The organism is Aeromonas sp. S41-2 (assembly GCF_027705845.1).
Taxonomy (GTDB): Bacteria; Pseudomonadota; Gammaproteobacteria; order Enterobacterales; family Aeromonadaceae; genus Aeromonas; species Aeromonas hydrophila.
This window is the reverse complement of the sequence record NZ_JAPDCG010000006.1, coordinates 91,045-110,678: the sequence shown is the minus strand read 5'-3', so window position 1 is coordinate 110,678 and position 19,634 is coordinate 91,045. Positions and strand designations below refer to the sequence as shown.

Here is a 19,634-nt window from a genome sequence, read left to right as displayed (position 1 = left end):
CCCCTTTCGGGGGCGGTTCAGTATCGTGCGGCATCCATCTTCGCGGTGGCGCTGGCCTGTACCAAGTGCGGGGCATGGGCGCGGCCAATGCTCTGGACAAGGCTCTCCTGCATCTGCTCGGCAAAGCTAATGAGCCCGCGCCGTTCGGCCTCCAGCTTGGCGAGCCGCTCGGTTGTGTCATAGCCAACCAGTAAAGCCGTCAGCTTGCCCTGAACAGCGCCCGCCCAATGCTCGTCGCCATCCTTCACGATCTCCAGCAGTGCCAGCAGCGCCCCTAGATCGTCTCCACACTCGGCCAGTAGATCGCTAACATGTACCTTGCCGATTCTCTTGGCAAAATCGACCAGCTTTCCCATCGCTGGGCCGCACTTTGGACGCTTGGCCATATCGTTCTGCACAGACAGGATTTCTGCATCGATCCTAGCCAGCTCTGCATCCAGCTGGGGGAACTCGTTGGGAACGGCTGCCAATGCTTTCAGAAGCGCTTTATTCCCCTCGGCCTGTGCCTTGGTCGCAATGGTCACTACCTCGTCTCGGATGGCCTCCATGACGGCCCGATTGCCTTCTGGCATGACGGGAACGTGTAAGGGCTGGGGGGAGCAATGCTGCTTATAGTAGGTCAGGACGAATGATTCAATCTTCATATATAATGCCTCTGCATCGAGCGTAAATAATTGAGTAAGTGCGGGGCCAATTGCTGGCCCCTTTTATTTTATTTGCCGCCAAAGTTATTCCGGACAATTAGCGGCAAATCGCCATCAGTCAGGCATCGGTTCATAACAAGAGCGATACTGTGCGCCAATATCACCGCCGAAACTATTACCACCATAATATTGGCTGGTGTTTGTTGCGGGGGCTTGCTCTTTACCTTGGTCTTCAATCGCACTCTTGAGGTTATTGAGGAATCCAATGGTGCTGTTCAACTCCTTAATTACCTCTGATGCAGGCCGTTGGCCGTTCAGGGAGTTTAAAATGCTCTGCAAATCTGCGGGCTTGTTGTTGGTCATGATCTATGTTTCCGTCTGTTTATTAGGGATTGTTTACTACTAACGGGCCATTTATTCCGGCCCAAGGTTCTGTGCAATTCTTAAATCTCACTCAGTATCTTTCTCTCTGCTTCCCTTACATCTTCAAGGAATAAACGCTCTTCATCGGTAAGGTGCTCGCCAGACTGAAAGCGGCGCTCTACATCAAGCAATCGCGCCTCTGCCGCCCTTACGTCCTCCGCTGTGATCTTGTCAGCATCTTGCGAACTCAGGCCCCGATAGTGCGCTAAAACCTGCTTCAAGCTGTTCATCGTTTATCTCCGTATATGCGAGTTTTTAGTTGTTCGAGCTCGGCCTTCACCTGCTCAAGTTCTTCAAGTCGTGCTGTGCTAGTCAGCATTGCCACAAGGGCGTTGGCCTCTTCTAGAGAGATCTCCCCTTCAAGAGATGCGCTAATTATCTTGTTTGCTCTTTCTGCTGCTGTTCCATCGCCAATATCCAGATGGTGATCTAGTACACTCTGGCGGCTTGCCGGTGGAATTAGTCGATCAAGAATTTGTTTCTGCATCGGTTCGCTGCCATCTTTTGCGGCTTGAAGGATTATCTCGATGAATTGAGACTCCCCTCCGAAAACTTTGTTGATGGCGTCAGCTAATAACCTAGATCTATTTCTCGAACCCTTTGGCCTGCCGGGGCCTCCGCCGTTATTCTGAGTGAAGCGACCTTTATCCCCTCGCTCCATAGTGACCTCCGTTTTTTTTCGGTTTATTTAACGGTAAAGCTATTTTATCAATCCAAATTAGTTGACAGTGAGTATTACTTTTCATTTTAAGCAAAATATACCGATTGATTTTCGCTCTGGTTGACAAGCAATAATGTCAACTAATAACCATAACGGGAGACATATAAGTGCTGGCCAGAAAGTAGGGACAGGCGGTGGGGTCGAAAGCAGGCAAAAGAGGCCTGGTTTTCTTTCATTCGGATTTCAAAACAGACGGGAGACCAGCAATAGCACGGCCTTTGCCAACTTGAAGCGCAAAACGACGCGGAAACACCTGTTTTTTGCTGGCCAGAAAAGGGCATTCCGCAAGATCTGGGTTCTACGCCCCCACTTTTTCCACCTATATAAAAAAAGTGGGGGCCATCAATTCCGGCCATAACACGCCCCCACCACGCCCCCATTTCTCTTCGCCCCCACCATGGCGCTAATTTTTGGCAAGTGGGGCTCCCAAAAACCCAGTGCTGGCGCGGGTTATAGGTCGATTCACCCATTACGCCCCCACTTGTGGCGTATATATAAAAAAAGTGGGGGCCATCGCCCCCACCCTGTTACGCCCCCACTAGAGCCCCACCTATGCCCCCACTTTTCACTCTGGCGAGCATAGGCTTATCTCGTCACCGTCCACGCTGATCAGACCATCTTCCCGCAACTTGTCACGCCAGCGGCTGCCCTTCTTGGTATCCCACGTGCCCGCTTGCTTCATGCTCGCCTGCACAGCCCGCCATGGGGCTTTGCCATCGCCTTTCTCGCACAGGTCGCGGATAGTCTGATACATCGCCTTGTGATTGCTGGATATGTTGCCGATACCATCCAGCTCTTCGGGGTCTGCTGGCTCGCGCCCCTTATCAATCAGAACGAGACTGGTTACTTCATCCCCGTCACTATCAAACGTGATCACTCGACTTTTGAGGTCAAACGCTACGGCTTCCGGCTGCTCTGAATCCTTCATCTTTGTGGCCTTCAATACCAAGCTGTCTCCCTTGTCGCCCTCGCGTTTAACGAGATACTCAGCATCAAGCGCGGCCTTGAATGCACTTGAACCTCGCGCCCCGTTCGCCTCTTGCTTGCCAGTGTGGTGCACAAGCAAGATCGTTGCCCCTGTCGCCGCTTTAACCATGTCGCAACCAGCGATAAAGGCTCCCATGTCTGAGGCCTTGTTCTCATCGCCACCACCAAAGCAGCGGGCGACGGTATCAATCACGATCAGCTTCACATCAAGGCCTGTCTCGCTTTTCACTTGGTTAGCGGCAAGTCTTAACTCTGCTACTTGCAACTGGTCAGCCATAAAAACAGGCATGTCCACGCGAAAGATGTTCGGCACATCCTCGCCTTGGTTGTATTGGTCAGCCCATGCTCGTATCCGGCGCGGTACACCTACCCCGCCTTCGCCTACCACATACAGCACGGCTCCGGCTTCCGTCTTACGCTCATTCCATTGCTTGCCAGTGGCAATATGACAGGCCCAAGAGACAGCCAAAAAGCTCTTGAACGAGCCAGAAGGCCCGTAAATAGAAGCCGTGCAATCAGCGGGCAGATACCCCTTGATCAGGTAACTGGCTTGTACGTCGAAGCCTTGGAAGCCACGGATCAACGGCAGCTTTGTTTTGCGCGGTTCTTCAATGCTCTGCTCATCTGGGATAAGGGCGTCATCTTGGCTAGCAATCACCAGCTCAGGTTTGCGAGCGGCTGCAAGGATCGGATTCATCGCGTTCATGCTGCCACCCCCTGCTGCTGGCGGTATGTGTCCCAGTCATCGGAAGGCGGGGCGCTAACCATCCCATTTACACTGGCGGCAGCCTGCTCAGCTTCCCTCTCAGCGCCCACATCGGCGCATACGATGATTGGAAGCTCAGGCACCAGAGCGTGGGCAATCAATGCCGTTCTCGCCATGTTGTTCTTGGTCAAAGCAGCGAAGCCCAGCGCCCTGAATCCGAAGATCTCCCTGATTGCATAGCCAGTGGCGACACCTTCGCAGATGAAAAGGTGTTCCACCTCTTTGGTGGGCATATCTACGGGAGGCTCGACGATGAACACTCCTGCCTTGCTCCCCCCAGCCAGCGTGGTCTTGAGTCCGCCATCCGTAACCAGCTCGGCACTAATGATCTCGGCCTTGTTGTCGCGGATGGAATGAAGCAGACAGCCCGCCCTGTAGCTGTATTGCTTGCCGTCGACCTCATGGTGATAGGTACGGGCAAGAGTGAACACAGGGAAGCCTGCATAACCCTTACGCTTCAAGTAAGGGTGTTCGGCGGCATCAATAATCAGAGCCTCATCAGCCATCAGGTTAGCTAGGGCTGCGGCAGCTTCTCTCTGGCGAGCCTCTTTCTGCCGTTGCTGCTCTGCGTCTTTGGCGGCCTTCTGGCGCTGTTTCTCGATGCGGGCATGGTCTGCGGCGCTCATAGGGCCAGAAAGTCCAAGGTATCTAGCCAGGGAATGCAGCGCCTCGCTCATGCTTTGCCCTGTCGCCCGCTTATACAAATCCAGCCCATCACCAGCACCGCATTGGTTGCAGATGAATGTGCCGCGCCCTTCCTTGTCATCGAAACGGAAGCGGTCTTTACCAGCCATGCAGATAGGACACGCGCCATGATGGCGCCCCGAAGGTAGGCTGATCCCATTAGCTGTTAGAACGTCACGCCATTGGCCCTGTGCTGCTGCGGTCACTGCGGCGGCGTTGATGTTGTGATCCATCATTTGCAACCCCCTACGCTACGGGCACCGATAACGCGAAGGGCGTTCAGCTTGCGAAGGAAAAGCCACTCTCTGGGAACCCTCACTTCTACAGCTTCGGGCAGTTCAGGCAACCCTGCGGGCGCTGGATACTCTGCAAGAGTGGCGGCTATCTCTCGGCGGGCTGATGCAACTTCATAGCTTATCTGCGTGATCTGTTCTGAAATGTTATTGAGAGTTACCAGCCAGTGGATACTCTGGGCTTGGCGCTGGGCGTAGTTGACAGGCAGCCCCTTATCATCGAGAATATTCATAGAAATTACCTCTCTCGTCAGAGCCTCCGCCAAGAAGTCTGTCGGGATGGAAGAAAGAAAAGCGCCCTCTTCGGAGGGCATTTTTTTGCGCGCTTTTTGCCCTTTCGGTGCTGTTTCGCGGCAAATCTTCGCGGCGCTGTCGATAGCGCTGCGAATAACTTGGGTTCCCATCTGGTTTTCTATCCCTCGGCTCATTATTCACCCCGCTGTTCTGGCAGTTGCCCCGCCAGCCAGAGGCCGAACATAGGCACGTTAACAAACAGCTTTTTCCCCACCATTTGGGAACAACGTTCCAACCCTGGGCGCTCCGCTCGCTTCCAAAACATGGTCTTGAGCGTTGCATAGCTAAATTGGTTGTAGTGCTTAGGCAGCTCAGCCATTGGCATCCAGTTGTTGAGGTCTTGCGCCATTGAAGTCAGGTTTTGCTCGTTCATGTCTTTTAGCCTTATATCGTTGTTGCTCTGAGGTACTGCGGTTTGGTCAGTTGCATAGTAAAACCAGAGGCAAAACCATTCGGGTAAATTCCAACTAAGTAGGAAATTACCCATTGAAAACTGCAGATAACACAAACCCTCCGAGCAATCGGATATAGCTGGCAAGTCAGCACGTTACTTATAAAAGAAGTCGATAACAGACCTTATAAAGCGCTCCCCCTTACTGGGATCTTCAAGCAAATCCAGAGCCTCATTCTTGTCATATACCTTCAGGTGAAACTTGGTGCCATCTTCAAAAGGAATGCCCCTTAGCCCGCTAGTAAGCATTTGTAGATGCTCTTCAAGGGCAATACCATCCTTCAGCAATCGCCGCGCCGAAGCCTTCCTGGCCTTGGCTGCTTCATACCCAATGCCAAGCGCCGCGGCAATCTCGTGCAGACTGCGCGGGAACACTTGATCAATGGCGAGCATTAGGATTAATGCTTCCTTATCGTTGCCAGACTTTACCTTTGGCCTCTGCCATGTGGATTTGCCACCACCCAAGAACTCATTTATCCCGCTTGCAAGCAACCCTCTCATCTCTTTGGTTAAGCGGCGATCTTTGGCAAGAAAGTAGTGTGTAATCACCAGTCGCTTGCGTAACTCTTCTTCCGTTTTTGCTTCACCGAGGAAATATTTATCAATGGTTAGCTGTGAATACGATGATTTCTCAATACGCTCTGCAATCTCTTCGAGCTCGCTTTCGCTGTAGCTCTGTCCGCCAACTCGATAATTTCCAGCCGCATTCTTGCTCATTTGATTTTCTCCAGATAAGCGGAAACACAGGCTCGCCAGAGAATAGCGGCCTCTTGGTGGAATCCTGCGCGATAGGCGATTACAGCGGCTCGTGCTGCTTGCTGCACTTCTGCCTTGGTGTGTAGACTTGCGGTGATCATGATCGATGTGTCCTCATCGGTTGTGTTCCATAGCCCTCGAACTGTTCCACCAGTTGCGGGGGCTTCTCTTATCCGCTATTCGGCTATGGCGTTGAACTCTACAAACCTGCGCCAGTCTGCTGCGTTCCAGCTCGGGCGCTTGCTCATTGCCTCGGCCTTTGTGACTGGCTGGGCTCCTGTCCGTTCGCACCATGCTGTGCGCTCTCGCTTGCCAGCAAACACGTTAAGGGCTTGGCTCTCAGGGTGCCATGCGTAATAGGTCATTTAGCCAACCCCCCGAAGATCCGCTCCGCCTGTTCGACTCGATGATCAACGGCCAGATGCGAATAGCGTTTCACCATGTTTAGGGTCTTGTGCCCTAGGTGTTCGGCCAGCTCAAGCAATGATGCTCCGCTCTTAGCCATTAGGGAGGCGCTGGAATGCCGCAAGTCATGGAATCGAAAATCGCTGATACCTGCCTCAATCAAGCATCCCCGCCAGTGGTGATCGAACTCAGCAAAAGGCCCATACAGCTTGCCAGGGTGAGGGAATAGGTAGGCATCGCCAACCTGCCGGAATGGCATCAGCTCTTGAATGACGGCGGTTGTGAGGGTGAGCGTCCGCCTGTCGCCGTTCTTGGTTTGTTCTAGGTGTGCAGTCTTGCGCTGAAAATCTATGTCCGACCATTTCAAATTGATCAGCTCGCTGCGCCGTGCCCCTGTAGCTAGCGCCATATGGATTAGCAGGTGCAGACGCTCCCAACGGCTATTGCTAGCGGCATCGAGTAGACGGCCTATCTCGGCATCAGATAAAAAGCGGGTGCGCCCTGCGCTTTCGGTTTGCTGGCGAACCTCGCGGGCGGGATTATGTTTGGTGTCGTGTTTGTCATTGAACCACTCAAAGACGCTTGAGATAGCAGCCTTATAGCGGTTGATAGTGGCGGGGGACTTCTCGTCCTTGGCTAGCGCATCCAATGCAGTCTTGATCTGTATCCGCTGGATTTTGCCCACGGGCTTTGAGCCGATACGGTCGGCCCACCATCCCAAGCGCTGGATCATAGAACGGTCGCGCCCCTTGTACTGGTCAAGGTAATCGCGGATTGCATCAGAAAGGGGGATTGTAGTGAGGGAGACAGACGTCATGGCGTCCGCTAGGTCATCGCACACAGTGAGGCGCGACAAAAACGCTTCCGCGTCTTTTTTTCTCGGAAACGACTTATCGATACGCTGGCCATTGCGCATCAATTGGACTCGGTAAGTCTTGCCGCGCTTACCCGATACGGTTCGTACTTGTGCCATGGTTAAAACCTCTTTCGCGCTTTTACGCGTCATGTGAGTGTCTTAACCGCAGTTTCAGAGCTTCTAGCGCCGCACTTGCCACGCTAACCTGTTGACCAAACAGGATTTTAATAATGGTGCCCGGGGTCGGACTCGAACCGACACGTATTGCTACGGCGGATTTTGAATCCGCTGCGTCTACCGATTTCGCCACCCGGGCAACTGCGAGGGATTATACGAATGGCGCTTGGGCATGCAAGGTGTTTTTCTTGCTCTCACAGTTGTTTGCTCATTTATTCAACGCCTTGCCGAGGCTGGGTCAGTTACATAGAATGCCCGCATCATATTAATGGAATAAAAACGATGGCCAAGCGTAAATCCGTCCAACCGACACAGACCCCTCCCGCGACTGCGCGCTACCCTTCCGCCGGCCTGCTGCGCCGGCTCGGCGCCCTGCTCTATGACTATCTGGTGGTCATCTCATTGCTGATCATCGCCGGCTTCATCGGGATGGGGGTGGCACACTTGCTGCTGGCAACCGGCATGGCGACCGTGCCCGAAGGCAAGGACGCCGCCTGGCTGCTGACCAGCCCCATCTACAGCGCCTGGCTCGCCTTCATCATCTGTGGTTTCTACACCTGGTTCTGGACCCGCGCCGGTCAGACCATCGGCATGCGGGCCTGGCGTCTGCGCATCCAGAATGCCGACGGCAGCAACATTCGAATCACCCAGGCCCTGATCCGGCTGGCCACGGCGGCCTTCGGCCTCGGCAACCTGCTCTGCCTGTTCAACCACAAGTCACCTCGCGCGTTTCAGGACATCTGGTCCGAATGCGAAGTGGTGGTACTCGGCAAACAGGAGAACCTGGAACAGCTCAATCGTTGATCCTGTGGCAGCAACGAAAAAGGGCACCCCGAGGGTGCCCTTTTTGCTGGCCGACGCACTTGTTGCTTGCGACTCAGGATATAGACGTAGATGCCGCCAAACAGCAGTGCAGCAGGAGCGATGGCCGCTTTTTGTCAGCAGCGCCACCGCCCTTCAGGCCGCTACTGCTTGCGGCTCAGAATATAGAAGGAGATCCCGCCAAACAGCAGGCTCGGCGCGATGGCCGCCAGGATCGGCGGTACCGCATACACCAGGCTGATGGGGCCAAACACCCGATCGCTGACGTAGACGGCGAAGCCGGTCATGATCCCCATCAGCATCCGCGCGCCCATGCTGACCGAACGCAGCGGGCCGAAGATGAAGGAGGAGGCCAGCAGGATCATGGCCACCACCGAGAGCGGCGACAGCAGCTTGCGCCACATCTCCAGCTTGTAGCGCCCGGCATCCTGCTTGTTGGCATCCAGATAGCCGATGTAATCCAGCAGTCCCGCCACCGGCAGGTTTTCAGGATCGATGCTCACCACCCCCAGCTGTTTGGGCGTGAGCTCTGAGCTCCACTCCATCTGGGGCTGGGTTTCGCTCATGATCTGCCTGGGGTCATCGAAGCGGGTCACCTGTACCTGCTTGAGCAACCAGTGATGCTGCTCGAACACCCCTTCCTGCGCCTGCAGGATATCGATCAGCTTGCGCTCCGGGGTGAAACGGTAAAGGGTGATGCCGGTCAGCGCGCCATCGTTGCGCACCCCGTTGATATTGACGAAGTTGTTGCCATCGCGGGCCCACACCCCGTAAGCCGACACGGTCAGCCGCCCCTCAGACAGGGCGCCCGCCTTGATGTCGTCCGCCATCCGCTTGGCGATGGGGGCCACGTACTCCCCCATCAGCCCCACCAGGATCATCAGCGGGATGGCAGTCTTGAGCGCCGCCATCACTATGCTGATCTTGGAGCGGCCCGCCGCCTGCATCACCACCAGCTCGGAGCTGGTCGCCAGCTGGCCCAGACCGATGAGGCCGCCCAGCAGGGCCGCCAGCGGGAAGAAGAGCACCGCCTCTTTCGGCATGGAGAGCAGCACATAGTAGAGGGCGCTGAGCATGTCGTAGTTGCCTTCCCCTACCGACTTCAGCTGCTCCACGTACTTGATGAGCGCCGCCAGCCCGACCAGTGTCAGTTCACACAGCAGGACCGACATGAAAATAACACGGCCGATATATCTATCGAGAATGCCAAACATCAGCAGAGCCCCCCCTGTTGCAGCATCATGCTGATTTTTTCCTCAAATACAGACCTATGGAACGGGGGCGACATCAAAATGACCCGGTCGCCATGTCTATCGAGAATGCCAAACATCAGTAGAGACTCCCAGATGGCAACATCATGCCGATTTTCTCTTGAAATAGAGGGTCTTGACCCCGTTCCACCAGCTGGTGCCCTGCAGGTTGAGCGGCAACCCGATCAGCAGCAGATAGACCAGCGGCACCAGGAACATGCCGGGCCAGTGCGGCAGCCGGCCGCTGTCGATGGCAGAGCGGGCGGCACTGAGCAGCAGGAAGTAAGAGAGGTAAAGCAGGATGGCCGGCAACAGCTTGGCATAGCGGCCCTGACGGGGGTTGACCCGCGCCAGCGGCACCACCAGGAAGGTCAGCACCAGAATGGAGAGGGGCAGTGACAGGCGCCACTGCAGCTCGGCCATCAGCTGGTTGTCCTGGGTACCCAGCAGCGCCATGGTCGGCTTGGCCGCCGCCTTGCGGTTGGATCGCTCCATCTCCTGCTGGCGGATCACCAGGCTGTACTCGTCGAACTCGGAGATCTGGAACTGGCGGGTATTGAAGTGTCCCTCGTAGCGGGAGCCATCCTTCAGGGTCAGCCACTGCAGACCGTTGCTGTCGACCGTGACCACCCCTTCGGTCGCCACCACCACCGACGGCGGCTTGCCGTCCTGCGAGCGCTGCAACACGAAGATTTTCTGCAGTTTGGAGCCCTTGTCGTTGAGATCCTGGATGTAAGCCACCAGCCGTCCCTTGTCGAGCTCCATGAAGCGGCCGGCCTGCAGGAAGGAGATCCCCGGATCGGCCTTGAACTCGTCGATCACCTGATACTCGCGCTCCTTGGCCTGCGGGGCCACCCAGCCGGTGTTGAAGGCGGCGACGGCCGCCGTCAGCAAGGCCAGCACCATGGCGCTGCGCATCACGAAACGGTGGCTGAAGCCCACCGCATGCATCACCGTCATCTCGCTTTCGGCGTAGAGGCGCCCGTGAGCGAACAAGATGGCCAAAAACAGGCTGATGGGCAGCATCAACAGGGCCATGTTGGGCAGGTTGAGCAGCAGCAGGGTGGAGACCAGGCGCGTCGGCACCTCACCATCGGCGGCATCGCCGATGATCTGGATGAATTGCTGGCTGACGAAGATGAGCAGCAGCACGAATAATACCGCCAGCTGGGTTTTCAGGGTTTCCCTGAACAAATATCGGAAAACGATCACAGTCATTCCCAAGTAAACTTGTGTTTTTAGTCGAATGCCTGAAAAATAGGGCCGTATATTGGATTTTTACCAGTTTGAACTGCGGAGCCAGTGCCTGTTCGCTCCGCCTCTGATACCCCAACAAGCACCGCATTATTCAATAAAAGGTGCCTTTTGTCTTTAGGATGTAGGAGATTCCATGGAGTTCAGTGTAAAGAGTGGCAGTCCTGAGAAGCAACGCAGTGCCTGCGTCGTGGTCGGCGTATTCGAGCCGCGTCGCCTCTCTCCGGTTGCCGAACAACTGGACAAGATCAGCGATGGCTACATCAGTTCGCTGCTGCGCCGTGGCGACCTGGAAGGGAAACCAGGCCAGATGCTGTTGCTGCATCAAGTACCGGGCGTGCTCAGCGAGCGCGTGCTGCTGGTCGGTTGTGGCAAGGAGCGGGAACTCGACGAACGCCAGTACAAGCAGATCATCAACAAGACCATCACCACCCTCAACGAAACCGGCTCCATGGAAGCGGTCTGCTTCCTGACCGAGCTGCACGTCAAGGGTCGGGATACCTATTGGAAGGTGCGCCAGGCGGTGGAAACCACCAAGGCGGGCCTCTACAGTTTCGATCAGTTCAAGACCAACAAGGCCGAGCCACGCCGTCCGCTGCGCAAGCTGGTATTCAACGTGCCGACGCGTCGGGAACTGACCATTGGTGAAAAAGCCATCGCCCACGGCCTGGCCGTGGCGAAAGGGGTGCGCGTCTGTCGCGACGTGGCCAACATGCCGCCCAATGTCTGCAATCCGGCCTATCTCGCCTCCCAGGCCCGTCGTCTGGCCGATGCCTTCGACAACATCACCACCAAGGTGATCGGCGAGCAGGAGATGGCCGAGCTCGGCATGAACTCCTATCTGGCGGTGGCCCGCGGCTCCGACAACGAAGCCATGATGGCCATCATCGAGTACAAGGGTCATCCGGATGCCAAGCCCATCGTGCTGGTCGGCAAGGGACTGACCTTCGACTCCGGCGGCATCTCCATCAAGCCGGCCGAGGGCATGGACGAGATGAAGTACGACATGGGTGGCGCCGCCTCCGTGCTCGGTACCATGCACGCCCTGGCCCAGCTGCAACTGCCCATCAACGTCATCGGCGTACTGGCGGGCTGCGAGAACATGCCGGGTGGCAACGCCTATCGCCCGGGCGACATCCTCACCTCCATGTCCGGTCAGACCATCGAAGTGCTGAACACCGATGCGGAAGGCCGCCTGGTGCTGTGCGATGCGCTGACCTACGTGGATCGCTTTGATCCGGAAACCGTGATCGACGTGGCCACCTTGACCGGTGCCTGCATCATCGCCCTGGGTCACCACACCACGGGTCTCTTGGCCAACCACAACCCGCTGGCCCATGAGCTGCTCAACGCCTCCGAGCAGGCGGGTGATCGCGCCTGGCGCCTGCCGCTGTTCGACGAGTATCAGGAGCAGCTGGAGAGTCCGTTTGCCGACATGGCCAACATAGGTGGCCGCCCGGCCGGTACCATCACCGCCGCAGCCTTCCTGTCACGCTTCACCAAGAAGTACAACTGGGCCCACCTGGATATCGCCGGGACCGCCTGGAAGAGTGGCAAGGAGAAAGGCTCCACCGGGCGTCCGGTGCCTCTGCTGACCCAGTTCCTGCTGAACCGGTCAGGGGTGGTCATCGAAGAGAAGGAGTAACCCTTTTATCCCGTTCGATGCGTGCATCAAACGGGATGGCGTTACCCTGAATCACAAGGAAGAGGCCCGCCTCTTCCTTGTTTCATTGAGGGTTGGCAGGAATACCCCCTGCCCGTCCTTACCGGCGGTCAATAGTCCGTCACCGCAAACGGGATCAACCTGATGAGCCAAGTGACCTTTTACCTGATGAGCGAGCAGGATGACGCGCAGGCTTCGGCCGTCGAACGCTTCGCCTGCCAGCTCGTAGCCGATAGCTGGGGTGCGGGCCATCTCTACCTGCTGTGCGACGATGAGGCTCAGGCCCTGCGCCTCGACGAGCTGCTGTGGCAGCTGCCGCCGGAGCGCTTCGTGCCGCACCAGCTGCAGGGCGAGAGCGGTCAGGCACCGGTGGAGATCGGCCATCAGCCGCCACGGCGGCGCTATGCCCGCCTCATCAATCTGGCCAAACAGACACCTTTGTTTGCAGGACACTTCGCTCAAGTGGTAGATTTTGTCCCCACTGACGAAACGCAAAAGCAGCAAGCCCGCGAGCGCTACAAGCACTATCGCCAGGCAGGCCACGCCCTCGAGATGAGGGATCAGCCCGTCCTTGCCGCACCGGATCCGGCGCAGCCCTGACTGTGCCACCCTCGATCCACGACGAATCAACACCAGAATCCATCCATCCAGAATACGGCGAGACCATGGAAAAGACTTTTAATCACAACGCCATCGAACAGGCGCTCTATCAGCACTGGGAAGCCCAGGGTTACTTCAAGCCCCACGGCGACACCAGCAAAGACTCCTTCTGCATCATGATCCCGCCGCCGAACGTCACCGGCAGCCTGCACATGGGTCACGCCTTCCAGCAAACCCTGATGGATACCCTGATCCGCTACAACCGCATGCAGGGCAAGAACACCCTGTGGCAGGCGGGTACTGACCACGCCGGTATCGCCACCCAGATGGTGGTTGAGCGCAAGATCGCCGCAGAAGAGGGCAAGACCCGCCACGATTACGGCCGGGAAGCCTTCATCGACAAGATTTGGCAATGGAAGGAAGAGTCCGGCGGCACCATCACCCGCCAGATGCGCCGTCTGGGTGACTCCGTGGATTGGGAGCGCGAGCGCTTCACCATGGATGAAGGTCTTTCCGCCGCCGTGCAGGAAGTGTTTGTCCGTCTCTACGAAGATGGCCTGATGTACCGTGGCAAGCGTCTGGTGAACTGGGATCCCAAGCTCAATACCGCCATCTCCGATCTGGAAGTGGAAAACCGCGAGATCAAGGGCCACATGTGGCACCTGCGCTACCCGCTGGCCAACGGCGCCAAGACTGCCGAAGGCCAGGATCACCTGATCGTCGCCACCACCCGTCCGGAAACCATGCTGGGTGATACCGCCGTCGCGGTAAACCCGGAAGACCCGCGCTACAAGGCGCTGATCGGTCAGCACATTCTGCTGCCGCTGGTGAATCGTCTGATCCCCATCGTCGCCGACGAGCACGCCGACATGGAAAAGGGCACCGGCTGCGTGAAGATCACCCCGGCCCACGACTTCAACGACAACGAAGTGGGCAAACGCCACAACCTGCCGATGATCAACATCTTCACCCTGGACGCCCACGTGCGTGCCGAGGCCGAAGTTGTCGACAGCAACGGCAACCCCAGCACCGCCTATGACGGCGCCCTGCCGACCGAATTCGCCGGGATGGAGCGCTTCGCCGCTCGCAAGGCCATCGTCGCCAAGCTGGACGAACTGGGCCTCTTGGCCGAGATCAAGGATCACGTGCTGCAGCAGCCTTACGGCGATCGCGGTGGCGTGCCCATCGAGCCGATGCTGACCAACCAGTGGTACGTGCGCGTGGCGCCGATGGCCAAGACCGCTATCGAGGCGGTGGAAGATGGCCGCATCCAGTTCGTGCCGAAACAGTACGAAAACATGTACTTCTCCTGGATGCGCGACATTCAGGACTGGTGCGTCTCCCGTCAGCTGTGGTGGGGTCACCGCATCCCGGCCTGGTATGATGACGCCGGCAACGTCTACGTGGGCCGCAACGAAGATGAAGTGCGCGCCAAGCACAGCATCCCGTCCGTCACCACCCTGCGTCAGGACGAAGACGTGCTCGACACCTGGTTCAGCTCCGCCCTGTGGACCTTCTCCACCCTGGGCTGGCCCAACAACACCGAGGCGCTCAAGACCTTCCACCCGACCGACGTGCTGATGAGCGGCTTCGACATCATCTTCTTCTGGATTGCCCGGATGATCATGATGACCATGCACTTCATCAAGGACGAAAACGGCCAGCCGCAAGTCCCGTTCAAGACCGTCTACATCACTGGCCTGATCCGTGACGAAGAAGGCCAGAAGATGTCCAAGTCCAAGGGCAACGTGCTGGATCCGCTCGACATGATCGACGGCATCTCGCTGGAAGATCTGCTGGAGAAGCGCACCGGCAACATGATGCAGCCGCAGATGGCCGAGAAGATCGGCAAGCGTACCGCCAAGCAGTTCCCGGAAGGGATCGAGGCCCATGGCACCGACGCCCTGCGCTTCACCCTGGCGGCGCTGGCCTCCACCGGTCGTGACATCAACTGGGACATGAAGCGCCTGGATGGCTACAACAACTTCTGCAACAAGCTGTGGAACGCCTCCCGCTACGTGCTGATGAACACCGAAGATCAGGATTGTGGCTTCAACGGTGGCGAGATGCAGTTCAGCCTGGCGGATCGCTGGATCCAGTCCCAGCTGCAAGTGGCCATCCGCGACTTCCGCACCGCCCTCGATACCTACCGCTTCGACATCGCGGCAGGCGTGTTGTACGAATTTATCTGGAACCAGTTCTGTGACTGGTATCTGGAGCTGACCAAGCCGGTACTGACCAAGGGTTCCGAGGCCGAGCAGCGCGCTGCCCGCCACACCCTCGTCAGCGTCCTCGAGACCCTGCTGCGCCTGGCACACCCGATCATCCCATTCATCACCGAGACCATCTGGAAATCGGTCGCCCCGCTGGCCGGCGTGCACGCCGACACCATCATGATTCAGGCCTTCCCGGAATTCGACGCCGCCAAGGTGGACGAAGCCGCGATGGCGGATCAGGAGTGGGTGAAGGAGTTCATCGTCAGCATCCGCAACATCCGCGCCGAGATGAACGTGGCGCCGAGCGTGCCCCTCAACGTGCTGCTCCAGTGCGATGCCAAGGATGCCCAGCGCGCAGCCGACAACGAGGCCTTCCTCAAGTCGCTGGCCCGTCTGGAATCCATCCGCGTACTGGCGGACGGTGAAGCCGCCCCGCTGTCGGTCAAAAAATTGATCGGTGCCACCGAGCTGATGATCCCGATGGCCGGTCTCATCGACAAGGATGCCGAGCTGGCTCGTCTGGCCAAAGAGGTTGCCCGTCTGGTCGGCGAGTGCGGCCGCATCGAAGGCAAGCTCGGCAACGAAGCCTTCGTCGCCAAGGCGCCGGAAGCGGTCATCATCAAGGAGCGCGAGAAGCTGGAAGATTACCGTCTCCAGCTGACCAAGCTCGAAGCCCAGCAGGCCGAGATCGCCGCGCTGTAAGCCGGATTTGACTTGGTAGAAGCCCCCTCCTGCAGGGGGCTTTTTATTGCCCGCCCGCCGCCACCCCGCGCTTTTTGCGCTTCTTCATGCAAAATTAGCGAGCCAAATCACCCGCTTTCACAAGCGCATCGCCCCCAAATTCATTACACTGCCAGCGATCTTTTCTACTCGGAGTGCTGTTGCTGTATGGAAATATTGATCCTGTTTGGATTGATTTTGCTTAATGGCGTCTTCGCCATGTCGGAAATCGCCATCGTCACCGCGCGCAAGGCCCGCCTCAGCAAGATGGTCAGCGAAGGGAGCCGTTCTGCCGCCATCGCCCTCAAACTGAGTGAAGATCCGACCCATTTTCTCTCCGCGGTGCAGATCGGCATCACCAGTATCGGTCTGCTCAACGGTATCTACGGCGAATCCCTGCTGGCCCAGCCACTGGCGCTCTGGCTGCAAGAGTGGGGCATGACCCCCAAGAGCAGCAGTCTGCTCGCCACCGTACTGGTCATCGTGGTGGTCACCTATCTCTCCATCGTCATCGGCGAGCTGGTGCCCAAGCGGCTCGGCCAGCTCAGCGCCGAGCGCATCGCCTGTCTGGTAGCCCGCCCCATGATGTGGCTGGCGGCGCTTACCCGCCCCTTTGTCTGGCTGCTGTCGGCTTCCACCAAGGCCAGCCTGCGCATCCTGCGCGTCAGCCAGGACGGTGGCGCCAACGTGACCCAGGAGGAGATCCACGCCATGTTGGTGGAGGGTTCGGAGGCCGGGATCATCGAGGATCATGAACACACCATGCTGCGCAATGTGTTCCGACTCGACGAGCGCAGCCTCTCGTCACTGATGGTGCCGCGCAGCGACATCCGTTATCTCGACCTCGCCCTGCCGCTGGAGGTGAACCTGCAGCGACTGGTGGAGTATCGCCACAGCTTCTTCCCGGTCTGTGACGGCAGCCTGTCGGAACTGGTGGGCATCATCAACGTCAGCAAGGTGCTGCACGCCTACATCAAGGGAGAGCCCATCGATCTGGCGGCGCTGACCCAGGATGGCAGCCTGCTGCCGGAGACCCTGAACGGCCTCGAGCTGCTCAACCACTTCCGTACCCACTCAGAGCACATGGTGCTGGTGGTGGACGAATATGGCGAGCTGCAGGGACTGGTCACCCAGCAGGATCTGCTGGAGACCCTGGCCGGCGACTTCCAGCAGGAGGACGGCGACGACAACTGGGCATTCCAGCGTACCGACGGCAGCTGGCTGCTCGACGGCCTCATTCCGCTGCCTGAGCTGAAGGACTGTCTGGGACTGGTTCGGCTACCGGAAGAAGAAAAACATCACTATCACACCCTCGGAGGGCTTATCATGCTGCTCCTTGGCCGCGTTCCCCAGACCGGAGATCTGGTCACGCTGGAACAGTGGCAACTGGAAATTGTTGACATGGATGGTCTGCGCATCGACAAGGTGCTGGCCATGCCCTTGCTTGATCAACCCAGCTAACCTGCGGAGTTTGCAACTATGGAGCAGTTTTACCAACTGGCTCACGCCTTTATGCATCAGGATCTGGTGACGCTATCCGATCCCAAGATGGCCTTCATGGTCTGCGGCGTGTTATTGACGTTTCTGGTGCTGGAGAATGGCTTCATCCCCACCGCCTTTCTGCCCGGCGACAGCCTGTTGATCCTGACCGGCGTGCTCATCTATCAGGACGTGCTCTCCCTTGGGGTGATCCCGCTGCTGATCCTGGCCACCTTCGTCGGCACCTGGCTCGGCTACATGCAGGGGCGTTTCCTGGGCCACACCCAGCTCTACCACCGGCTGCTATCCCATGTGGAAGAGAAGCACCAGCAGAAGGTGTACTATCTGCTCGACAAATACGGCATCGTGACCCTAATCACTGCCCGCTACATCGCTTTCGTGCGCACCGCCTATCCCTATATCGTCGGCGCGACCGAGTTGCCACAGGGGCGCTTCCTCATCGTCAATCTGGTCAGCTCCATCATGTGGATCTGCCCGCTGGTCGGCTTTGGCTACTTCCTGAGCCACACCAAGCTGGCGTCCGAGTACCAGTCCCAGTTCCTCAGCATCATTCTCTGCCTGCCGATCGTACTGCTGGTCGGCGGTCTCATCGCGCTGATCTGGCGCTGGCTGAGCAAACGCAAAGCCAGTGCGCCACGGGATTGAGACAAATACACAGGGCCATCGCAAGATGGCCCTTTTTTTAGCTAAATAATGGCGATTTACCCGCTGGCACTCTTGTCAAGCGAGGGTAAAAATGAGTGAATCTAGCGCCTTTTTTTTCGACGTGAATGGAGTCGGTAGTATGCGGTGTCGGGTTAGCGCTATGGCGCTGGTTTATGCATTGGTTGGACTGCTGGGATTGCCAGCAGCATTGGCTGCCCCCAACCCGGCCAAACTACAGCTGCAATCGAGCAGCGCGCTGGTGATGGATGTCGGTACGGGCAAGACCCTGTACCAGAAGAATGCCACCCGGGTGCGCCCCATCGCCTCGATCACCAAGCTGATGACGGCACTGGTGGTGCTGGATGCCCGCCAGGATCTCGGCCAGACCCTGACCATCGATCAGAACGACAGAGACGCCATCAAACACACCTATTCGCGGGTGCGCATGGGCACCCAGGTATCACGCCGCGATGCCCTGCACCTGGCACTGATGTCGTCGGAGAACCGCATGGCCTCGGCGCTGGCCCGTCACTATCCGGGGGGGCGCCCTGCCTTCGTGCGGGCCATGAACAACAAGGCCAAGCAGCTGGGCATGCGCAACAGCCGCTTCTATGACTCCACCGGCCTGTCGACTCGCAACGTCTCCACCGCCCAGGATCTGGCCAAGCTCATCGCCGCCGCCTATCGCCAGCCGTTGATCCGCGAGTTTACCCAGGACACCAGCAAGGACATGCACTTTCGCACCCCCGCCTACAGCCTGATGTTCAACAACACCAACCCGCTGGTGAAGAACCCGGACTGGGATGTGCGCCTCTCCAAGACCGGCTTTACCGACGAGGCGGGCCGCTGCCTGCTGATGCGCGCCAAGCCGGACAACCGCGAGCTGGCCATCGTGCTGCTCAACTCGGTGGGCAAACGCACCCCAGTCGGCGATGCCAACCGCATTCGCAAGTGGCTGAAAAGCTGATCCCGCACCACGGGGATGAAAAAGGATGCTGCGGCATCCTTTTTTATTGCCCGCAAACCGCCTCTGCGCCCATCCGGGCCCAGCAATCACAAAAGAGGATGGAGGATTGCCTCAGGCCAAAAGACTGCTATACGACGCGATGGCGCGAGCATGAGGGGGAGAAGATGGCAAGGGTGCGCGACAGGGGGGCCCGTCATGCAGGCATAGGAGCCTTCGTCACGCGGTTGCTGGCCTGAGGGCAAGACGGATGAAGGCTTTCGAGCCAAACGGGAGGATACCGCGAGCTGAGCCGTGTCAGCCCTTCCGGTGAAATGGCCATATAAAAAAACAGCCCCGACCGAGGTCGAGGCTGTCTTCTATATGGTGCGCCCGAGAGGATTCGAACCTCTGACCACCTGGTTCGTAGCCAGGTACTCTATCCAGCTGAGCTACGGGCGCTCATCAACTTTTGGTACTGCTTTCAATATGGTGCGCCCGAGAGGATTCGAACCTCTGACCACCTGGTTCGTAGCCAGGTACTCTATCCAGCTGAGCTACGGG

Annotated in this window: 20 protein-coding genes and 2 tRNA genes; 7 read left to right on the top strand and 15 right to left on the bottom strand. The window is 57.8% G+C overall.

What is annotated here, in order from left to right; genetic code table 11:
* Positions 1–17 precede the first annotated feature (17 nt).
* The 12 genes from OKC44_RS15215 to OKC44_RS15160 all read right to left on the bottom strand — a co-directional run bounded on the left by OKC44_RS15215 (position 18) and on the right by OKC44_RS15160 (position 7,596).
* Positions 18–644 carry a hypothetical protein gene (locus OKC44_RS15215; RefSeq protein ID WP_270813794.1) on the bottom strand — a complete coding sequence of 209 codons (627 nt, stop codon included), beginning with the start codon at positions 642–644 and terminating at the stop codon, positions 18–20.
* A 114-nt stretch (positions 645–758) separates the two neighbouring features.
* Positions 759–1,007 (bottom strand): hypothetical protein, encoded by a 249-nt coding sequence (locus tag OKC44_RS15210; protein WP_270813791.1) that lies wholly within the window; start codon positions 1,005–1,007, stop codon positions 759–761.
* Between the two features lie 80 nt (positions 1,008–1,087).
* Positions 1,088–1,297 (bottom strand): hypothetical protein, encoded by a 210-nt coding sequence (locus OKC44_RS15205; protein ID WP_270813788.1) that lies wholly within the window; start codon positions 1,295–1,297, stop codon positions 1,088–1,090.
* Positions 1,294–1,728: a hypothetical protein gene (locus tag OKC44_RS15200; protein ID WP_270813786.1), complete on the bottom strand. Its 435-nt coding sequence runs from the start codon at positions 1,726–1,728 to the stop codon at positions 1,294–1,296. The genes OKC44_RS15205 and OKC44_RS15200 overlap by 4 nt, the downstream gene beginning before the upstream one ends.
* Positions 1,729–2,353: 625 nt before the next feature.
* Positions 2,354–3,481, bottom strand: coding sequence for a helicase RepA family protein (locus tag OKC44_RS15195; protein WP_270813784.1), 1,128 nt, complete (start codon positions 3,479–3,481; stop codon positions 2,354–2,356).
* On the bottom strand, positions 3,478–4,461 hold the full coding sequence (locus tag OKC44_RS15190) for a primase-helicase zinc-binding domain-containing protein (protein ID WP_270813782.1): 984 nt from the start codon (positions 4,459–4,461) through the stop codon (positions 3,478–3,480). The genes OKC44_RS15195 and OKC44_RS15190 overlap by 4 nt, the downstream gene beginning before the upstream one ends.
* Positions 4,458–4,922, bottom strand: coding sequence for a hypothetical protein (locus tag OKC44_RS15185; protein ID WP_270813779.1), 465 nt, complete (start codon positions 4,920–4,922; stop codon positions 4,458–4,460). The genes OKC44_RS15190 and OKC44_RS15185 overlap by 4 nt, the downstream gene beginning before the upstream one ends.
* Before the next feature lie 23 nt (positions 4,923–4,945).
* Complete coding sequence (locus OKC44_RS15180; RefSeq protein ID WP_270813777.1) at positions 4,946–5,185, bottom strand: hypothetical protein; 240 nt, start codon at positions 5,183–5,185, stop codon at positions 4,946–4,948.
* Between the two features lie 174 nt (positions 5,186–5,359).
* A complete protein-coding gene (locus tag OKC44_RS15175; protein ID WP_270813774.1) occupies positions 5,360–5,980 on the bottom strand; it encodes a hypothetical protein in 621 nt (206 codons plus the stop codon).
* Entirely contained in the window at positions 5,977–6,120 is a 144-nt protein-coding gene (locus OKC44_RS15170) for a hypothetical protein (protein ID WP_270813771.1), read from the bottom strand. Before OKC44_RS15170 ends, OKC44_RS15175 begins: the two co-directional genes overlap by 4 nt.
* Positions 6,121–6,380: 260 nt before the next feature.
* Positions 6,381–7,397 (bottom strand): tyrosine-type recombinase/integrase, encoded by a 1,017-nt coding sequence (locus tag OKC44_RS15165; RefSeq protein WP_270813769.1) that lies wholly within the window; start codon positions 7,395–7,397, stop codon positions 6,381–6,383.
* Positions 7,398–7,511: 114 nt separating this feature from the next.
* Positions 7,512–7,596, bottom strand: a tRNA-Leu gene (locus OKC44_RS15160).
* A 143-nt stretch (positions 7,597–7,739) separates the two neighbouring features.
* Here OKC44_RS15160 and OKC44_RS15155 point away from each other — a divergent pair.
* Positions 7,740–8,261 (top strand): RDD family protein, encoded by a 522-nt coding sequence (locus OKC44_RS15155; RefSeq protein ID WP_043127228.1) that lies wholly within the window; start codon positions 7,740–7,742, stop codon positions 8,259–8,261.
* Positions 8,262–8,422: 161 nt separating this feature from the next.
* Here OKC44_RS15155 and lptG read toward each other — a convergent pair whose 3' ends face one another.
* Both lptG and lptF read right to left on the bottom strand, forming a co-directional pair.
* A complete protein-coding gene (gene lptG / locus OKC44_RS15150) occupies positions 8,423–9,493 on the bottom strand; it encodes an LPS export ABC transporter permease LptG (RefSeq protein WP_011707420.1) in 1,071 nt (356 codons plus the stop codon).
* A gap of 141 nt (positions 9,494–9,634) precedes the next feature.
* On the bottom strand, positions 9,635–10,747 hold the full coding sequence (gene lptF / locus OKC44_RS15145) for an LPS export ABC transporter permease LptF (protein WP_199796189.1): 1,113 nt from the start codon (positions 10,745–10,747) through the stop codon (positions 9,635–9,637).
* Positions 10,748–10,919: 172 nt separating this feature from the next.
* On the opposite strand from lptF, the gene pepA reads away from it, so the two are divergent.
* The 6 genes from pepA (at position 10,920) to pbpG (ending at position 19,094) form a co-directional block, all read left to right on the top strand.
* Positions 10,920–12,428, top strand: a complete 1,509-nt coding sequence (gene pepA, locus OKC44_RS15140) for a leucyl aminopeptidase (protein WP_011707422.1) — start codon at positions 10,920–10,922, stop codon at positions 12,426–12,428.
* A 162-nt stretch (positions 12,429–12,590) separates the two neighbouring features.
* Positions 12,591–13,046, top strand: coding sequence for a DNA polymerase III subunit chi (locus OKC44_RS15135; protein ID WP_270813764.1), 456 nt, complete (start codon positions 12,591–12,593; stop codon positions 13,044–13,046).
* Between the two features lie 65 nt (positions 13,047–13,111).
* On the top strand, positions 13,112–15,964 hold the full coding sequence (locus OKC44_RS15130; protein WP_270813762.1) for a valine--tRNA ligase: 2,853 nt from the start codon (positions 13,112–13,114) through the stop codon (positions 15,962–15,964).
* A 186-nt stretch (positions 15,965–16,150) separates the two neighbouring features.
* Positions 16,151–17,443 (top strand): hemolysin family protein, encoded by a 1,293-nt coding sequence (locus tag OKC44_RS15125; RefSeq protein ID WP_024946378.1) that lies wholly within the window; start codon positions 16,151–16,153, stop codon positions 17,441–17,443.
* Between the two features lie 18 nt (positions 17,444–17,461).
* Positions 17,462–18,127, top strand: coding sequence for a DedA family protein (locus OKC44_RS15120; RefSeq protein ID WP_016352045.1), 666 nt, complete (start codon positions 17,462–17,464; stop codon positions 18,125–18,127).
* A 139-nt stretch (positions 18,128–18,266) separates the two neighbouring features.
* Positions 18,267–19,094 (top strand): D-alanyl-D-alanine endopeptidase, encoded by an 828-nt coding sequence (pbpG, locus tag OKC44_RS15115; RefSeq protein ID WP_270813759.1) that lies wholly within the window; start codon positions 18,267–18,269, stop codon positions 19,092–19,094.
* A 361-nt stretch (positions 19,095–19,455) separates the two neighbouring features.
* Here pbpG and OKC44_RS15110 read toward each other — a convergent pair.
* Positions 19,456–19,532, bottom strand: a tRNA-Arg gene (locus tag OKC44_RS15110).
* Between the last annotated feature and the right edge of the window lie 102 nt (positions 19,533–19,634).

Bases quoted from the DNA above. Each gene is read 5' to 3' on its own strand.
- OKC44_RS15215 (WP_270813794.1), bottom strand. From the start codon at position 644: ATGAAGATTGAATCATTCGTCCTGACCTACTATAAGCAGCATTGCTCC.
- OKC44_RS15210 (WP_270813791.1), bottom strand. From the start codon at position 1,007: ATGACCAACAACAAGCCCGCAGATTTGCAGAGCATTTTAAACTCCCTG.
- OKC44_RS15205 (WP_270813788.1), bottom strand. From the start codon at position 1,297: ATGAACAGCTTGAAGCAGGTTTTAGCGCACTATCGGGGCCTGAGTTCG.
- OKC44_RS15200 (WP_270813786.1), bottom strand. From the start codon at position 1,728: ATGGAGCGAGGGGATAAAGGTCGCTTCACTCAGAATAACGGCGGAGGC.
- OKC44_RS15195 (WP_270813784.1), bottom strand. From the start codon at position 3,481: ATGAACGCGATGAATCCGATCCTTGCAGCCGCTCGCAAACCTGAGCTG.
- OKC44_RS15190 (WP_270813782.1), bottom strand. From the start codon at position 4,461: ATGATGGATCACAACATCAACGCCGCCGCAGTGACCGCAGCAGCACAG.
- OKC44_RS15185 (WP_270813779.1), bottom strand. From the start codon at position 4,922: ATGGGAACCCAAGTTATTCGCAGCGCTATCGACAGCGCCGCGAAGATT.
- OKC44_RS15180 (WP_270813777.1), bottom strand. From the start codon at position 5,185: ATGAACGAGCAAAACCTGACTTCAATGGCGCAAGACCTCAACAACTGG.
- OKC44_RS15175 (WP_270813774.1), bottom strand. From the start codon at position 5,980: ATGAGCAAGAATGCGGCTGGAAATTATCGAGTTGGCGGACAGAGCTAC.
- OKC44_RS15170 (WP_270813771.1), bottom strand. From the start codon at position 6,120: ATGATCACCGCAAGTCTACACACCAAGGCAGAAGTGCAGCAAGCAGCA.
- OKC44_RS15165 (WP_270813769.1), bottom strand. From the start codon at position 7,397: ATGGCACAAGTACGAACCGTATCGGGTAAGCGCGGCAAGACTTACCGA.
- OKC44_RS15155 (WP_043127228.1), top strand. From the start codon at position 7,740: ATGGCCAAGCGTAAATCCGTCCAACCGACACAGACCCCTCCCGCGACT.
- lptG (WP_011707420.1), bottom strand. From the start codon at position 9,493: ATGTTTGGCATTCTCGATAGATATATCGGCCGTGTTATTTTCATGTCG.
- lptF (WP_199796189.1), bottom strand. From the start codon at position 10,747: ATGACTGTGATCGTTTTCCGATATTTGTTCAGGGAAACCCTGAAAACC.
- pepA (WP_011707422.1), top strand. From the start codon at position 10,920: ATGGAGTTCAGTGTAAAGAGTGGCAGTCCTGAGAAGCAACGCAGTGCC.
- OKC44_RS15135 (WP_270813764.1), top strand. From the start codon at position 12,591: ATGAGCCAAGTGACCTTTTACCTGATGAGCGAGCAGGATGACGCGCAG.
- OKC44_RS15130 (WP_270813762.1), top strand. From the start codon at position 13,112: ATGGAAAAGACTTTTAATCACAACGCCATCGAACAGGCGCTCTATCAG.
- OKC44_RS15125 (WP_024946378.1), top strand. From the start codon at position 16,151: ATGGAAATATTGATCCTGTTTGGATTGATTTTGCTTAATGGCGTCTTC.
- OKC44_RS15120 (WP_016352045.1), top strand. From the start codon at position 17,462: ATGGAGCAGTTTTACCAACTGGCTCACGCCTTTATGCATCAGGATCTG.
- pbpG (WP_270813759.1), top strand. From the start codon at position 18,267: ATGCGGTGTCGGGTTAGCGCTATGGCGCTGGTTTATGCATTGGTTGGA.